The sequence below is a fragment of the Actinomadura sp. NPDC000600 genome, assembly GCF_040492135.1.
GTDB lineage: Bacteria > Actinomycetota > Actinomycetes > Streptosporangiales > Streptosporangiaceae > Spirillospora.
The window spans coordinates 234,758-249,858 of record NZ_JBEUPD010000012.1; the positions used below are offsets into that span (position 1 = coordinate 234,758).

Here is a 15,101-nt window from a genome sequence, read left to right on the forward strand (position 1 = left end):
TCACTCCGGTGCGCCGGGGCCGGCCGCGGCCGGCCCCGGCGGGATCACTTGATGTACTGGCCGATGTCGGTCGGGGACTCCGAGCCGCTGCTGGTCCACTGGCCGTCCTTGACGACGCCGTACCAGACGCCGCTGTTGAACATCCGCGGGTACTGCTCGCTGGCCCGGGTCTTGGTGAAGTCGAGCGGGGGGAAGTTCATGACCTTGACGCCGCGCATCCCGCCGAGCCTCTTCAGCAGGCTCTTCGCCGTGACGTCGTCGAGGCCGGTCAGCCCCTGCCGGAGCAGGATCGTCGAGGAGTAGCCGATCAGCGCGAACCCGTTGGGCACCGCCTTCGGGCTGTAGCTCCTGAGATCGGACAGGAACGTGCGCACCGAGGGGTCCGAGCTGTTCGGCAGCGGGGTGTCCGACGCGCCCTTGATCCCCTCGGCGGCCTTTCCGAGCGCCGAGATGACCTGCGGCTGCAGGACGCCGGGCGGGGCGTACAGGGTCGCCTTGTTCCCGGCCTTGCGGACGGCGGCGAAGATCTTCGCCGCGTCGTTGCCCCCGCCTCCGAAGGCGAGGCAGTCCGGGCTCTGCGCCAGGGCGTCGGCCACGGTCGGGGTCACGTCGGTGGTGCCGGTGGTGAACTTGATCGCGCCCTTGAAGGCGACCCCGGGCGCGCCGCCGAGAACGTCCTTGGCCTGCGCGTAGGTGACGTCGCTGCCGGCGTCGCTGGCGCCGATGAAGACCGGCCTCTTGCAGCCGTCCTGCACCATCTGGCTGAACGTGCCGACGTACCCGCCGACCGTTCCGATCGCGACCGGGAAGGACACCTTGCTCTGGTACTCGGTCGGGGTCCCCTGCAGGTAACCGATGTAGGGGATGTCGCCGGCCTCCAGGACGGGCAGGGTCTGGCTCGGCGCGTACGGGTCGAACCCGCCGAGCACCGCGACCCACTTCTCCTGCACGGCCCGGCGGGCGCAGGCGGCGTCCCGGTTGGGGTCGCCGGCGTTGTCGCAGACCTTGAGCCGGATCTTCTTGCCGTCCACGCCGCCGGCGTCGTTGATCACCTTGAGGCCGGCCTGGACGCCGTCCACCGACCAGGTGTTCACGAACGCGGCCGACGTGGCGGCGCTGGTGGTGGCGAACATGCCGACGGTGATCGTGTCGCCGCCGGATCCCTCGGCGGCGTTGCACGCGGCGAGGGGCAGGCTCCCCGCGAGCAGCGCGGCACCGAGCCGGAGTTTCGAAGCCATCGATGGGCCTTTCTCTAGTCGTTGACGTCGACCCAGGTGCCGCGTTCGGCGGACCGCAGCACCGCCGCGGTGAGCCGCGCCGCGCGCAGTCCGTCCGTGAAGGTGGGCAGACCGTCCGGCGCCGCGCCCGACAGGGCGGAGTAGGTGTCGGCCACGAACGCGTCGAAGCAGTCCTGGTAGCCCTGCGGGTGTCCGGCCGGCAGAGCGTCGTAGCGTGTGGTGTCGCCGGCGGCCCGCAGCAGTTGCTGGTTGGCGGCGCGCGCACCGACCCAGAGCGTCTCCGGCGCCTCCTGGTCGAAGGACAGGCTCTCCGCGGCGCCGTCCACGGAGAACCAGAGCCGGTTCTTGCGTCCCGGGCTGACCTGGCTGACGGTCAGGTTCCCCAGGGCGCCGTGGGAGGTCTCGAACAGAAGCACTGCCGCGTCCTCGGTATGGACCGGACGGCCACCGCGCGCCGGGACGGCCACCGTGGTGCGGGCCGCGAGACGGACGATGCGGTGCCCGGTCACGAACTCGACCAGGTCGCACCAGTGGACTCCGATGTCGGCGAACGCCCGCGAGGGTCCGCCGGAGGCGGGGTCGACCCGCCAGTCGTCGCCGTGTTCGTCGGCCAGCCAGTCCTGCAGGTAGGAACCGTGGAGGAGCCGCAGTGCCCCGGCGGTTCCGGCGGCGATCCGCGCTCGCGCCAGGCGGACGGTCGGATAGAACCGGTAGACGAACGGGACCGTCGCGGTCACCCCGGCCGCCTCTGCGAGCGCGGCCAGGTCACCGGCCTCGGGCAGGCTGACTCCGAGCGGTTTCTCGCAGACGACGTGCTTGCCGTTGGCGATCGCGGCGCGGACCAGCGGGCCGTGTGTCGCGTTCGGCGTGCAGACGTGGACGACGTCGATGTCGTCGGCGGCCAGCAGCGCCTCGGCCGTGTCGCCCGGGTGGACGGCGCCGAAACGATCGGCGCCCGCGCGGGACGACTCCCGGGTCGAGCCGGCGACCCGTGACAGGGTCGCGCCGCTGCGCCGGATCGCCCGGGCGTGCACCGCTCCCATGAAGCCGACGCCGATGACCCCGGCGCGGACCGCGTCGCCCACGCTTCCTCCTCTGTGAGCTGGGTAACTGGATGCGCCGATACTTCTTTCTGTTAACGGACAAAGTCAATCGTTACTGCAACGAAAAAGGGTGATGACACGTATAGATCCCGCCGATAGTGATCCCGGACCGCGGATCTTTCACCCCGCAGGACCTCGTCTTTTACCGATCTCCGGAAGAACTCGGTTAGGGTTGGGGTGTGCCCAGCGATCGCATCAACGGCCTCGCCGCCGTCCTCGCCGCCGTGCGCGCCGACGCGCGGGTGACTCAGCCGGCCCTGGTCGAGCGCGTCGGACTCGGCCGCAGCGTGATCGCCCAACGCGTCGCGGAACTGGAGACCGCGGGCCTCATCGAGGGCGCCGGGCTCGGCCCGTCATCGGGCGGCCGGGCCCCCCGGCGGCTGCGGTTGCGGGCGGAGCGGGGCCGGGTTCTCGCGGTGGACGTCGCCGCCACCGAGCTGGTCGTCGGGCTCGCCGACCTCAGCGGCGGCCTGCTCGCCACCCGCCAGGAGTCCATCGACGTCGCCGCCGGGCCGGAGGTCGTGCTGTCCCTGGCGGAAAGGCTCGCCGACGAGCTGATCGGCGATGACACGGCGTCGATCTGGGCGATCGGGGTCGGCGTGCCCGGCCCGGTGGAGTTCGGCAGCGGGCTGCCGGTGGTACCGCCCATCATGCCGGGCTGGGACCGCTACCCGATCAGGGACCGCTTCGCCGCCCGCTACGGGGCCCCGGTCTGGGTCGACAACGACGTCAACGTGATGGCGCTGGGCGAGTTGCGCTCCGACCCCCGGGCCTCGGAGGCCCGGCACATGCTCTATGTCCGCGCCGGCGTCGGCATCGGCGCCGCCATCGTCGTGGACGGCGGGCTCTACCGCGGTGCCAACGGCTCGGCCGGCGACATCGGCCACGTGGCCGTCCCGGAGGGCGGCAACATCATCTGCCGTTGCGGCAACATCGGCTGCCTGGAGGCGGTGGCCGGCGGGACCGCACTCGCCCGTGAGGGCCGCATGCTCGCCGAGACCGGACACAGCCCGGCCCTGGCCGCCGTCCTCGCCGCATCCCGGGAGGTCCGCGCGCTCGATGTCACTGAGGCGGCCGACCAGGGCGACCGGGCCGCCCAGGCACTGCTGCAGCGCACCTCCACCCTGCTCGGCGGCACTCTGGCCACGCTGGTCAGCTTCTACAACCCCGCGCTGCTGGTGCTCGGCGGAGGCATCGTCCGGGCCAAGGCGCATGTCCTCCCCACCATCCGGGAGGTCATCCACCGCAGAGCGCTGTCCCTGGCCACCCGGACCCTGCGGATCGACGTTGCGACCCTCCGCGAGGAGGTCTCGGGCGTGACGGGGGCGGTGCATCTCGCCCTCGACGAGGTCTTCTCCCCCGCCAACCTGGAGACCTGGCTGGCCGGGGGCTCGCCGCGCGTGGCCGGCGGCGGCGCCGGGACGCCCGCCGCCCGTTGAGCCTGCGGGCTCAGGTGGCGGCGAGTTGCCCGGCGGCTTCCACAAGGAGTTCGCGGAGCCAGGCGTGCGCGACGTCGCTGCGGTACATGGGATGCCACCAGAACGCCTCGGCGAGCGGCACCGCGTCGAAGGGGCACTCCAGGACGCGAACACCGGCTGCGTCCGCGATTCTCCAGGCCAGCCGCTCCTGCACCAGGGCGACCCGGTCGCTGCCGGCGACGAGGAACGGCATCTGCAGGAAGCCGTCGACCACGATCTCGACGCGCGGCTCGACCCCGATCATGCGCAACTGCTGCGCCGCGGGGGCGAAGGCCGTCGGCCGGTCGAACAGCACGACCCACGGCATCTCTTCCAGCCGCGCCAGGCTGAGCCGCGCACCGACCGCCGGATTGTCCCGGTCGACGATGCACACCCAGCGGTCTTCGTAGAGCTCGGTGCGGGGCACGTTGGCGAGGAAGCCATGGGGCAGGATGACGCCGTCGACCGTGCGCAGCGATTCGGGCGCATGGTCGACCGCATCGGGAGTGGCCTGCTGGATCCGCAGCCGGACGCCCGGCGCCCGCTCGGCCACCAGCCGCGCGACGATCGGACCGAGGACCGCCGTCGCGTAGTCCGAGGTGATGATCGTGAACTCCCGCTCGACCGTGGCCGGGTCGAACTCCTCCCGGACGTCGAAGACGCGGCGGACGCCCGCCACGGCCGGAGGCGTCCGCGCCGCCAGCTGGACGGCCAGCGGGGTCAGCTCGTAGCGGTTGCCCGCCCGGTGCAGCAGCTCGTCGTCGAAGTACCGGCGCAGCCGCGCCAGCGCGTTGCTCACGGTGGGCTGGCTGCATCCGAGCTGCTCCGCCGCCCGGGTGACGTTGCGCTCGCGCAGCAGCACGTCCAGCGTGACGAGCAGGTTCAGATCGAGATTGACCAGCAGACGATCGACTGCCACGCGGTCACTATAGGACCCGTCTATAGACCACATCAATAAATTGATCTTCCTGATGGCCATGCCCCTCGTGAGAATGGCCGCGACTCGACGCTCCGCCTGTACTGGTCAGGCGGGTCGACCCGCGGCCCCCTTCGCGGCGGCCCGGCGCGCTCGAGCATCAGCGAAGGGAGCGGGCCGCATGACCGAACGACCGACCGCCGGCACGTCCGGGACCGGCGCCGCCGCGCCCGGCTTCGAACTCGACCGGACCGACCCGGAGGGCGCGATCGCCGCGGCCGCCGCACGGTGCTCGAACTGGGGCCGCTGGGGCCCCGACGACGTGCTGGGAACGCTGAACTTCCTGGACGCGGCCAAGCGCCGCGAAGGAGCCGCGCTCGTGCGGCGGGGCGCGAGCTTCTCGCTGGCCCAGTCGTTCGACATGAACGGCCCGCAGAGGGGCTGGCGGCGGCGCACCAACCCGGTGCACACGATGCTGGACACCGGCACGGACGCCGAGCGCGGCGCCCAGGGCTTCCCCCACGGGCTGGGCGGCGCCGACGACGTGGTCTTCATGCCGCTCCAGGCCTCCACGCAGTGGGACGGCCTCGGCCACATCTTCGATCACGGCCGGGCCTGGAACGGCCGCCGCGCCGGCGAGGTGGTCACCAGCGACGGCGACCGGGTCACCGGCATCGAGACCGCGGCGGCGCACCCGGCGGGCCGGGGCGTCCTGCTGGACGTCGGCGCGGTGATCGGCGCCGACGGCGAACTGCCCGACGGCTTCGCGATCACAACCGAGCACCTGGACGCGACGATCGCCGCCCAGGGAGACACCGCCCGAGTCGGGCGAGGCGACCTCGTCTGCGTGCGCACCGGCCGGCTGGCCCGCGCGCGCCGGGAGGGCTGGGGCGACTACGCCGGCGGCCCCTCCCCGGGGCTGTCGTTCACCACCGCGGACTGGCTGCACCGCACCGAGATCGCCGGCATCGCCACCGACACCTGGGGGTTCGAGGTTCGGCCCAACGAGTTCGACGACGCGTTCCAGCCCCTCCACCAGGTGTGCATCCCCAACATGGGGCTGTTCATCGGCGAGATGTGGGACCTCGACGCCCTCGCCGCCGACTGCGCCGCCGACGGCGTCTACGAGTTCTTCCTCACCGCCGCTCCCCTGCCGGTGACCGGTGCCGTCGGCGCCCCGGTCAACCCCATCGCCGTCAAATGACGCTCCAGACGAAGGAGCCCTCCATGCCCGCCGTGAACAGCGTCCTCGTCGTCGGCGGCGGCCTCGCCGGGACCGCCGCCGCCATCCGCCTCGCCGCCCGAGGCGTCGCCGTCGACCTGATCGAGATCAAGCCGCAGGCGGCCGCCCTCGGCTCCGGGATCACCCTGCAGGGCAACGCCCTGCGCGAACTCCGCACGCTCGGCGTCTGGGAGGACGTCCAGAAGCACGGATACGCCTTCGACGTCACCGGCATCCGCGCGCCCGACGCCGACGGCACCGTCATCGCCGAGATCCCCGACGCCCGGACCGGCGGCCCGGACCTGCCCGCGGTACTGGGGATGCCACGCCCGGACCTGGCGCGCATCCTGCTCGACCGCGCGACCGACGCCGGCGCCCGGATCCGCTTCGGCATCACCCACACCGACCTCCGGCAGGACGGCACAGGTGTGGACGTGACGTTCTCCGACGGCTCGACCGGCCGCTACGACCTGGTGGTCGGCGCCGACGGCGTCCGCTCGTGGACCCGCCGCGCCCTGGGCATCGACCTGGAGACCAAACCGGTCGGGATGGGCATCTGGCGTGCGTTCGGACCAAGGCCCGCCGCCGTCACCCGCACCGACCTCTACTACGGCGGCCCCTCCTTCATCGCCGGCTACTGCCCGACCGGGGAGGACTCGCTCTACGCGTACATCGTGGAACCGGCGCAGGACCGCTCCACGCTGTCACCCGACGAGCAGTTGGCCGTCCTCAAAGAACTGGCCGCCGCCTATCACGGCCCCTGGGACGACATCCGCGAGACCCTCACCGATCCCGGCCGGGTCAACTACACCTGGTTCGAGACGCACGTGCTGCCGGCGCCGTGGAACCGCGGCCGCGTGGTCCTGATCGGCGACGCCGCGCACACCTGCCCGCCCACCCTGGCTCAAGGGGGCGCCCAAGCCCTCGAAGACGCCACCGTGCTCACCGAACTGCTGGCCGACCGGCAGGCCGTCGACCAGGACCTCTGGGACGCCTTCCACGCCCGGCGCCTGCCCAGGGCGCGGGCCGTCGTCGACGCGTCCAACCGGCTCGCCGAATGGCAGCTCACGCATCAGCCCGGCGACGTCCCGGCCCTGATGCACCGCATCGCCGAACTCGTCGGCCGACCCGCCTGACCCCACGTCCCGCTCAGGAGAGATCCATGCCCGACCGACTGATCACCCACCTGCGGCACGTCGCCCTGGCCGTGCCCGACTACCGCCGGCAACTCGACTTCTACACCGGCACCTGGGGCCTGAGGGCCGAGCACAGCGACACCGGCCTGGCCTTCCTCACCGCCGAGGGCAGCCCCGAACAGTACGTCGTGCGGCTGCGCGAATCCGACGACAAGCGCATCGACCTCATCTCCTTCGGCGCCGCCACCGCCGCCGACGTCGACACTCTGGCCGCGCGCCTGGCCGCGGACGGGGTGCGGCTGGTCAGCGAACCGGACGTCCTGCAGACCCCCGGCGGCGGCTACGGCTTCCGGTTCTTCGACAACGAGGGCCGCACCGTCGAGGTCTCCTGCGACGTCGCCGTCCGGCGGCACCGGACGATCGAGGAGGGCGAGTCCGTCCCGGTCCGCCTCTCGCACGTGGTCGTCAACTCCGCCGATCCCGAGAGCACCCGCGCGTTCTACGAGAAGCACCTGGCCTTCGCGCTGTCGGACACCCTCATGCACCCGCGCATGGGCGAGATGATGTGGTTCCTGCGCGTCAACGCCTGGCACCACAGCCTGGCGATCGCGCGCTGCCCGCACCCGTCGCTGCACCACGCCAGCTTCGAGCTGCGCGGTCTGGACGAGTACATGCGCGGCACCGGCCGGGTGCTGCGCGCCGGCGTGGAGAAGATCTGGGGTCCGGGCCGCCACCTGGCCGGCGACAACACCTTCAGCTACTTCCTCGACCCGTCCGGCAACACGATGGAGTACACCACCGAGTTGGAACTGGTCGACGAGGACACCTGGCACCCCCACCTCTACGACTTCTCCCGGCCCGAGGTCTCCGACCAGTGGGGCACGGCCAACGCGATGAACGAGTTCGTCGCCCAGAGGTCCTTCAACGACCCGGACAAGGGCCTGTTCGTGGCCCCGCCGGTCTGATCGGAGCCCATCCCATGAGGTTCGCCACCTGGGAGTCCGACGGACGCGTCCGGGCGGGCGTCGTCGGCGACGCCGGCCTGCACCCGCTTCCCGGCGGCACCACCGTGCTCGAACTCGTCCGCGCGGGGCTGCCCGCGGCGCTGCAGGCCGGAGCCGACGCACTGGACGGGCCCGCCGTACCCCGCGACGAACGGATCCGGCTCCTGGCCCCGCTGGCACCCCCGACGCTGCGGGACTGTGTCGCGTTCGAAGAACACGTCGAAGGCGTCCGCAAGAGCATCGACGGCGTGGGCGGGATTCCACCGGAGTGGTACGAGGCTCCGGCGTTCTACTTCACCAACCCCTATGCCGTGGTCGGCCCGTACGACGACGTGCCCGTGCCACCGGGATCGCGGCGCTTCGACTTCGAGCTCGAAGTCGCCGCCGTCCTCGGCCGTGACGGCGCCTCGCTCACCGCCGAACAGGCCCGCGAGTGCATCTTCGGCTACACCGTCATGAACGACTGGTCGGCCCGCGACCTGCAGGCCCGGGAAATGAAGGTCAACCTCGGACCGGCCAAGGGAAAGGACTCCGCGACGACACTCGGCCCATGGCTGGTCACCGCGGACGAGCTCGACGGCCGCCGCGACGACGACGGCTTCCTCGCGCTGGAGATGCGGGTCGCGGTCAACGGCGTCGAGGTCGGCCAGGACCTGCTGAGCAACATGGGCTGGCCCTTCGAGGAACTCATCGCCTACGCCTCGCGCGGCACCCTGGTCCGCGCCGGCGACGCCATCGGGTCCGGCACCTGCGGCAACGGGGGCTGCCTCGCCGAGCTGTGGGGCCGCCGAGGCGAACTCGACCCGCCGCCGCTGCGGCCCGGCGACGTCGTCGAGATGACCGTGGAAGGCATCGGCACCCTCCGCAACCGCGTCGTGCCCGGCCGCGATCTGCCGCCGGTCCGCGCGGCCCGGCCGCGCCCCCGAGCCCGGAAGCGTCAAGCGTGAGAGCACGGGCCGCCGACATGATCGCCACCGTCACCGGCGCCGTGGCCGACGGCGGCCGGTCCGCTGACCTCATCACCGCGAAAGGATCAATGTGTTCGAGTACTTCCCCGGCAACTACGTCTGGAACCTGGGCGTGGTCGCCGCGCTGAACTCCGGCGGCCTCATCGACGAGGTCGACCGCGCCTGCCGCCCGATCCGGCAGGCCGCCGCCGACGGCGAGGACGCCGGCACACCGGACTTCCTGCGCGCCTGGACCGCACTCACCGACCAGCTCGCCGGCCGGGCGGAAGCCGCCGAGAAGGCCGGGCACACGCGCACCGCAGGACAGCTATACGCGCGAGCGACCAACTACCTCTGCCAGGCCGAACGGATGCTGTCCAACTCCGACCCCGACCGCCTCCCCGCCTACCGGCGGGTGCTCGACCTGCAGCAGAAGGCCTTCGACCTCAAGGACCGCGGGCACGTGACCCGTGTAGCCGTCCCCTACGAGGGCACCACGCTGCCGGGGTACTTCAGCGCCGCGCCGGCCACCGCACACGGTCCCGCACCGGCCGTCGTCATGGTCAACGGCCTGGACTCCACCAAGGAGCACCAGTACTCCTCCGGGCACTGGGAAGAGCTGGCCGCCCGCGGCATCTCCTGCCTCATGCTCGACCAGCCCGGAACCGGTGAAGCGCTACGCATGCAGGGGCTGACCGCTCGGATCGACGCGGAGGCCTGGGGCTCCGCCGCCATCGACTACCTCCACACCCGCACCGACGTCGACCCAGCCCGCATCGGCATCGTCGGCTGGTCGCTCGGCGGCTACTACGCCCCGCGGGTCGCCGCCTTCGAGAAGCGCTACGCCCTCGTCGTCGCCTGGGGCGCCAACCACAACTGGGGAGCCGTCCAGCGCCGCCGCCTCGAACGCGAAGGCGAGCGACCGGTCCCCCACTACTGGGAGCACGTCCTGTGGGTGTGGGGCCACACCGACCTCCAAGATTTCATCGGCTTCGCCGACGACGTCCACCTCGACGGCGTCGTCGAACGCATCACCGCGCCGTTCCTCATCACGCACGGCGCGAACGACCGGCAGATCCCCCTCGAATACGCGCACCGTTCCTACGACCAGGCCGTCAATTCCCCCAAACGCGAACTCCGGATCTTCAGCCCCGAAGAAGGCGCGACCGAGCACATCGGCCTGGACCACCTCCCCCACGTCAGCACCTTCATCGCCGACTGGGTAGCCGACACGTTCACCGACCAGGCCAACTCTTAGGGCGCCTGTTCTTGCCTCCCATACTCCGATCGGGGATGGCTGCCTTCTGTGGTGGAGGTGGGCAGGTCTCGTCACTGGCGGCGGGAGCGGCGGGGCCTGCCGCCGACCTATTGCCAGTAGCTCTCGACTACTGAAGCGGACCTGGGGACGGCCTCATCAGGGTCTCCGCCGATGTCCCGCTTCGCGCGACGTTGCCGGAGGAGGTCCCAGCACTGATCGAGTTCCACCTCGATTGCCTGCAGTTCGCGGTGTTCGGTCCGCTCGTCCAGGGACCCGTCTGCCCGATGGCTGCGCAACGCGTGCTCACGATCGACCAGTGCGCTTATCCGGTCCAGGATGTTGTCGTCGCTCACTGGTCCTCCGGCCGTTGTGGCTGGGACGGACGATTCTCGGGGTCCGCCAGGGGTGATGCGACCCGAAGACGAAGTAGGTCGTTCTCGGCCTCGAGAACGTCAACGCGCTGTCGAAGCGGTCGCAGCATGGGCGCCACTTCCTCGGCCGTGTAGCGCGGAGTGATGTGCTGAGGGCAGTTCCAGTCGAAGGCTTTGACCTCGACGCGCACCTCACGTTCGACGATCGCCCGGTACCCCGGTATCGCGGACGCACTCGGCGACGGTCCCTGGTGGCGTACGTCGTTGATGGTCGCGACTCCGAAGATCTTGAGGCGCAGCCGGCGGGCGTAGTCCATGAAGATGATGGACATGCGCGGGTCGTGCGCCACGTTGCCGGTGCTGATGTACTGACGATTGCCTCGGAAGTCGGCCCAGGCCAGGGTGTGCTCGTCGGGCACTGTCACGAATCCCGGTGGGCCGCCGCGGAACTGGACGTACGGCCACCCGCCGACGGCGACCGTCGCCAGATAGAAGCCGTCCCGCCCGGCGATGAAGTCTCGTTCAGCACGGCCCAAGGGGTCCTTGATCTGCTCGAGTCCGTCGGTCTCCGCGGCCTCGGTGTTCGGAGCCGAGCCGCTCCCGTCCGCCGACAGAATACTTCACTGACAACGTCGCCCACCTTCCACTGGGAACACGTCGAATCAACAGGAGACAACGGTGATCTTCATGGACCTGACTTTCGGGTCCGTTTAGCCATACTCCCCAAAGCGGTTCGGACCGACGATCCTGTACGTATCGCCCTTCCCGGGAACCTCCCATTCGGGCGAGCCCTGGAAGCCCGACTCCGCGTGAGGACCCCACTTGGCCGCGCGCCTCGCCGATTCGCACCATTGATAAAGCTTTTGAGTAGGATCTGTGGGGCTTACCGTGCGCGGGGTCCCCTGCCCGGCCTTAATCCTGGCAATCTCGCTTGCAGCCCACCCAGGAACTTCGTTGTCGTTGTGCACCAGCACCGGCCCGGGGGTAGTCCCTGCCACTGGAGCCTGATTGTGCGGGACCGGTTGTGTCCGCGGCGGTGGAACTTGCGAATGCTGCAGTCGCCACCAGCGGCCGCGGCCCGACGCCGGGGACCACACGAATGACCAGGATGTACCTGCCTGAGCCGTCGTCCATCGGAACCGGAACGATCTCGGGCACCCATGGGGGCTCACGCTGGGCGCGGCGCCCCGGCCCTTGTCCCGCTGGACCTGCTGCCGCAGCACGTCCAGCATCCGCTGGATAGCCCGCTGCTCTCCCCCACCGCACGAAGTACCAACACACCGCCCGCCAGGCAGGGAGCCAGCAGGCAGCCGCCGCCAAGCGCAGCCGGTGCGCACCACGTACACCACTCCCACGACCTCGCGCCGCCAGTGCTCCCCCGGACGGCGCCCGCCGCCAGGCGCGGGAAAGCAACTGCTCCACCAGCGCCCACTCATCGCCGGTCAGGCCCGGGGCAACACGACGTCCGAGCCATCGCCACCCTGCACGAACCAGCGCACAACATCACGCAGCCACAGCGACCCTGATCAACTTCTCTAGCGCGCAGCAAAGCAGGCAAGTCGATCTAGGTCGATCGGAGTCGAACGGGGAGCCTCTCACCTGTACAAACGCCCTGTCCAAGTCGCATTGTGTCGATCCCGAAACTGGCTCCCGCGCCTTCCTAGCAGAGCGAGAAGGCCCATGGCGCTGAGTTCGCGTTGCCGCAGCCCCAACTGGGTGGGCACCCGTTCCGTGTCCGCCAGCCAAGGTCAACGTGAGCATGTTGTCGACACGCCTGATCGGTTGGACCGACGTCGGTCTTGGTTGTCCTGCGTCTCGGAGACAGGTGAGGGCGTGGTCGTTGTGGGCGCTTGCGTGCCGGACACGAAACGGTCGGTGCTCAGCCGCCGGACGAGGTCATGCAAGCCAGGCTTCGGGTACGCGTGGCCCGTTCAAGGACAAGAACCTCAAGCTGGCCGTGCAGACCACCCCCGGCCTGCAGACCGCACCCGGCGGGGTGCCTCCTGATGACCGGCGCCGGCGGGGCGGGCTCTGACACTCCGGGACCGAGGACGGCCCCGCGAACAGCGGGCACCGGCCCTCCTTCCACTCCACCTCCGCGACGGGCCGGGGCGCGGGCGGGAGGCCCGGACGGGGAACCGCAGTGCCGGCCCCCTGAACTCCCGTAGACCCTGACTGCAAGTGAGGAACCTCTGCCGCTCTGGCACACGCCAACTCGGTCGGGTGCCGTTGCCGGTCAGCGAAGACCGAGCCGACCCCGCCGGCGATGCCCGCAACAAGCAGTCGATCGCCGGCCGCCCCTGAGCCCCCGGCTCCCCGGCGCGCAGCCGCGCCACGGAGCCCTCGTCCGCCCGACGCCCTCATCGCTCTCCGGAGTGATGGGGGCGTTGCCGCGCGGGGTCCTTGCCGGTGATGTGCGCGCTCTTGTACGTTATAGGCCTATAAAGCGCACAAATGAGCAGAGGAGAGCTTCGGTGTCGTTCGTTAGTGAGGAGATCGCTTCGCAGCCGAGCTGCTGGCAGCGCGCCGCCGAGATGGCGGACGGCGTGCGCGGCCTGCCTGCGCGGGGCGAGCGCGTCGCGGTCGTCGGATGCGGCACCTCGTTGTTCATCGCCCAGGCGTACGCGGGCCTGCGGGAGGCGGCCGGGGCGGGCGAGAGCGACGCCTTCCCGGCGTCGGAGTTCCCCCATGCGCGGGAGTATGACCGGGTCGTGGTGATCTGCCGGTCGGGAACCACGACGGAGGTGCTGGAGCTGCTGCGGACCACCGCGCTGCCCACCGTCGCCGTGATCGGCGACCCGCGGACGCCCATCGTGGACGCCGCCGGCGCGACCGCCGTGCTCGACTTCGCCGACGAGCGGTCGGTGGTGCAGACCCGGTTCGCCACGACGACGCTGGCGCTGCTGCGCGCGCACCTGGGCCTGTTCCCCGCCGATCTGGTCGACCAGTGCCGCGCCGCGGTCGACGCGCCGCTGCCCGCCGGGGCCACCGGACGCGGCCAGTTCACCTTCCTCGGGGCAGGCTGGACGAACGGGATCGCCAACGAGGCGGCGTTGAAGGTCCGGGAGGCGGCGAGCGCGTGGACCGAGTCGTACCCGGCGATGGAGTACCGGCACGGGCCGATCAGCGTGACCGACGAGCGCAGCCTCGTCTGGTTCTTCGGCACGCCGCCGGCAGGGCTGGCCGAGCAGGTGCGGGGCACCGGCGCGCAGGTCGAGGCGTCCGGGGCGGACGCCCTGGCCGACCTGGTCCGCGTCCAGCGGCTCGCGGTGGCGCTGGCCGGGGCCGGGGGCCTGGACCCGGACCGGCCGCGCAACCTGACCCGGTCGATCATCCTGTCCTGATGATCCTCACGGTCACCCTGAACCCGGCGTGGGACGTGACCTACCGGGTCCCCCGGCTGACGCGGCACGGGTCCCACCGCGTCGGCGCGACGTTGCAGCGTCCGGGCGGCAAGGGGCTGAACGTCGCCCGCGTCCTGCACGCCCTGGGCGAGCGGACCATGGCGACGGGCCTGGCGGGCGGCGCCACCGGCGCCATGGTGGAGGCCGCGCTGGACGTCCCGCACGACTTCGTCGCGATCTCCGGGGAGACGCGCCGGACCGTCACCGTCGTGGACACCGACGCCACCGTCTTCAACGAGCCCGGCCCCGAAGTCCACCCGGACGAGTGGACGGCCTTTCAGGAGTCGTTCGGCGCGCAGGCCGCCGAGGCCGCGGTGGTGGTGATGTCCGGGAGCCTTCCGCCGGGCGTGCCGGAGGACGCCTACGCAGTCCTGACCCGCCTGGCGCGGGCGGCGGGGGCTCGGGTGCTGGTCGACGCGGGCGGCGCCGCGCTGCGCGCCGCCGCGGCGGCCGGTCCGGACGTGCTCAAGCCAAATGCCGCCGAGATGGCGGCGGCGGACCTGGACCGTCTTCCGGCGGACGGCCCGCCCGCCGGCTCGCTCGTCGTGTCGCGCGGCGCCGACGGGATGATCGCCGTCACGCCCGAGGGCTGCTTCGAGGCGGTCCCGTCCCAGGTCGTCGCCGGGAACCCGACCGGCGCGGGGGACGCGGCCTTTTAATAGCCCAATCAAATGCAAAACTTATAGAAAAAATGGAAGCCAATAATAAGTGGGCTTGGGGCTTTATGCTTACTCTTGCCGTAACTGTTATTGGATATATAATCACTAAAATAATTTAAAGGAGAAAGAACATGAAAACAATCGACAAAGGAACACTCACACGTACAATCTTACTTTGGTTGGCAATTTTAAACCAAATTCTAACAGCATTAAACATTAACCCATTGCCACTTGACGATAATACTGTTAGCACTGTAATTACAACAGTTTTTGCACTTTGGGCTTGGTGGAAGAATAACGACTTCACTCATGCAGCTAAAAAAGGAACTGAACTTACTAAAAGTTTGAAAAATGGTGATAGCGTTCAAGTGGTTAAAGCTTCTGAC

14 protein-coding genes are annotated in these 15,101 nt (G+C 70.4%); 9 read left to right on the forward strand and 5 right to left on the reverse strand.

Translation table 11 applies throughout. The annotated features are described in order from the left end of the window. Positions 1–44: 44 nt before the first annotated feature. Positions 45–1,238 (reverse strand): ABC transporter substrate-binding protein, encoded by a 1,194-nt coding sequence (locus tag ABWI07_RS19915; RefSeq protein WP_149256830.1) that lies wholly within the window; start codon positions 1,236–1,238, stop codon positions 45–47. A 14-nt stretch (positions 1,239–1,252) separates the two neighbouring features. Then, positions 1,253–2,323: a Gfo/Idh/MocA family protein gene (locus ABWI07_RS19920; RefSeq protein WP_353819436.1), complete on the reverse strand. Its 1,071-nt coding sequence runs from the start codon at positions 2,321–2,323 to the stop codon at positions 1,253–1,255. A 197-nt stretch (positions 2,324–2,520) separates the two neighbouring features. On the opposite strand from ABWI07_RS19920, the gene ABWI07_RS19925 reads away from it, so the two are divergent. Then, positions 2,521–3,780, forward strand: coding sequence for an ROK family protein (locus ABWI07_RS19925; protein ID WP_149256828.1), 1,260 nt, complete (start codon positions 2,521–2,523; stop codon positions 3,778–3,780). A 10-nt stretch (positions 3,781–3,790) separates the two neighbouring features. On the opposite strand, the gene ABWI07_RS19930 is transcribed toward ABWI07_RS19925, so the two are convergent. After that, on the reverse strand, positions 3,791–4,717 hold the full coding sequence (locus tag ABWI07_RS19930) for a LysR family transcriptional regulator (RefSeq protein WP_353819437.1): 927 nt from the start codon (positions 4,715–4,717) through the stop codon (positions 3,791–3,793). Positions 4,718–4,895: 178 nt separating this feature from the next. Here ABWI07_RS19930 and ABWI07_RS19935 point away from each other — a divergent pair, with 178 nt between their 5' ends. From ABWI07_RS19935 to ABWI07_RS19955, 5 genes are all read left to right on the forward strand, one after another. Further along, positions 4,896–5,918 (forward strand): cyclase family protein, encoded by a 1,023-nt coding sequence (locus ABWI07_RS19935; RefSeq protein ID WP_353819438.1) that lies wholly within the window; start codon positions 4,896–4,898, stop codon positions 5,916–5,918. Positions 5,919–5,941: 23 nt separating this feature from the next. Then, positions 5,942–7,072, forward strand: a complete 1,131-nt coding sequence (locus ABWI07_RS19940) for an FAD-dependent monooxygenase (protein WP_149256825.1) — start codon at positions 5,942–5,944, stop codon at positions 7,070–7,072. 26 nt (positions 7,073–7,098) lie between these two features. Continuing rightward, a complete protein-coding gene (locus ABWI07_RS19945; protein ID WP_149256824.1) occupies positions 7,099–8,037 on the forward strand; it encodes a VOC family protein in 939 nt (312 codons plus the stop codon). Between the two features lie 14 nt (positions 8,038–8,051). Beyond that, complete coding sequence (locus tag ABWI07_RS19950) at positions 8,052–9,023, forward strand: fumarylacetoacetate hydrolase family protein (RefSeq protein ID WP_353819439.1); 972 nt, start codon at positions 8,052–8,054, stop codon at positions 9,021–9,023. A gap of 91 nt (positions 9,024–9,114) precedes the next feature. Next, a complete protein-coding gene (locus ABWI07_RS19955) occupies positions 9,115–10,281 on the forward strand; it encodes an alpha/beta hydrolase family protein (protein ID WP_353819440.1) in 1,167 nt (388 codons plus the stop codon). Between the two features lie 107 nt (positions 10,282–10,388). Here the strand turns inward: ABWI07_RS19955 and ABWI07_RS19960 are convergent, their stop codons facing one another. After that, the gene (locus tag ABWI07_RS19960; RefSeq protein WP_149256821.1) at positions 10,389–10,634 is read right to left on the reverse strand and encodes a DUF2630 family protein; all 246 of its coding nucleotides are present in this window, start codon (positions 10,632–10,634) and stop codon (positions 10,389–10,391) included. Beyond that, positions 10,631–11,188 carry a pyridoxamine 5'-phosphate oxidase family protein gene (locus ABWI07_RS19965; protein ID WP_353819441.1) on the reverse strand — a complete coding sequence of 186 codons (558 nt, stop codon included), beginning with the start codon at positions 11,186–11,188 and terminating at the stop codon, positions 10,631–10,633. The genes ABWI07_RS19960 and ABWI07_RS19965 overlap by 4 nt, the downstream gene beginning before the upstream one ends. Positions 11,189–13,126: 1,938 nt before the next feature. Here ABWI07_RS19965 and ABWI07_RS19970 point away from each other — a divergent pair. From ABWI07_RS19970 to ABWI07_RS19980, 3 genes are all read left to right on the forward strand, one after another. Beyond that, positions 13,127–13,996, forward strand: a complete 870-nt coding sequence (locus tag ABWI07_RS19970) for an SIS domain-containing protein (RefSeq protein WP_149256814.1) — start codon at positions 13,127–13,129, stop codon at positions 13,994–13,996. Beyond that, a complete protein-coding gene (locus ABWI07_RS19975; protein ID WP_353819442.1) occupies positions 13,996–14,715 on the forward strand; it encodes a 1-phosphofructokinase family hexose kinase in 720 nt (239 codons plus the stop codon). Before ABWI07_RS19970 ends, ABWI07_RS19975 begins: the two co-directional genes overlap by 1 nt. Before the next feature lie 131 nt (positions 14,716–14,846). Next, the coding region (locus tag ABWI07_RS19980; RefSeq protein WP_353819443.1) for a phage holin at positions 14,847–15,101 on the forward strand (255 nt) is incomplete at its 3' end.

Bases quoted from the DNA above. Each gene is read 5' to 3' on its own strand.
- ABWI07_RS19945 (WP_149256824.1), top strand. From the start codon at position 7,099: ATGCCCGACCGACTGATCACCCACCTGCGGCACGTCGCCCTGGCCGTG.
- ABWI07_RS19935 (WP_353819438.1), top strand. From the start codon at position 4,896: ATGACCGAACGACCGACCGCCGGCACGTCCGGGACCGGCGCCGCCGCG.
- ABWI07_RS19950 (WP_353819439.1), top strand. From the start codon at position 8,052: ATGAGGTTCGCCACCTGGGAGTCCGACGGACGCGTCCGGGCGGGCGTC.
- ABWI07_RS19975 (WP_353819442.1), top strand. From the start codon at position 13,996: ATGATCCTCACGGTCACCCTGAACCCGGCGTGGGACGTGACCTACCGG.
- ABWI07_RS19940 (WP_149256825.1), top strand. From the start codon at position 5,942: ATGCCCGCCGTGAACAGCGTCCTCGTCGTCGGCGGCGGCCTCGCCGGG.
- ABWI07_RS19915 (WP_149256830.1), bottom strand. From the start codon at position 1,238: ATGGCTTCGAAACTCCGGCTCGGTGCCGCGCTGCTCGCGGGGAGCCTG.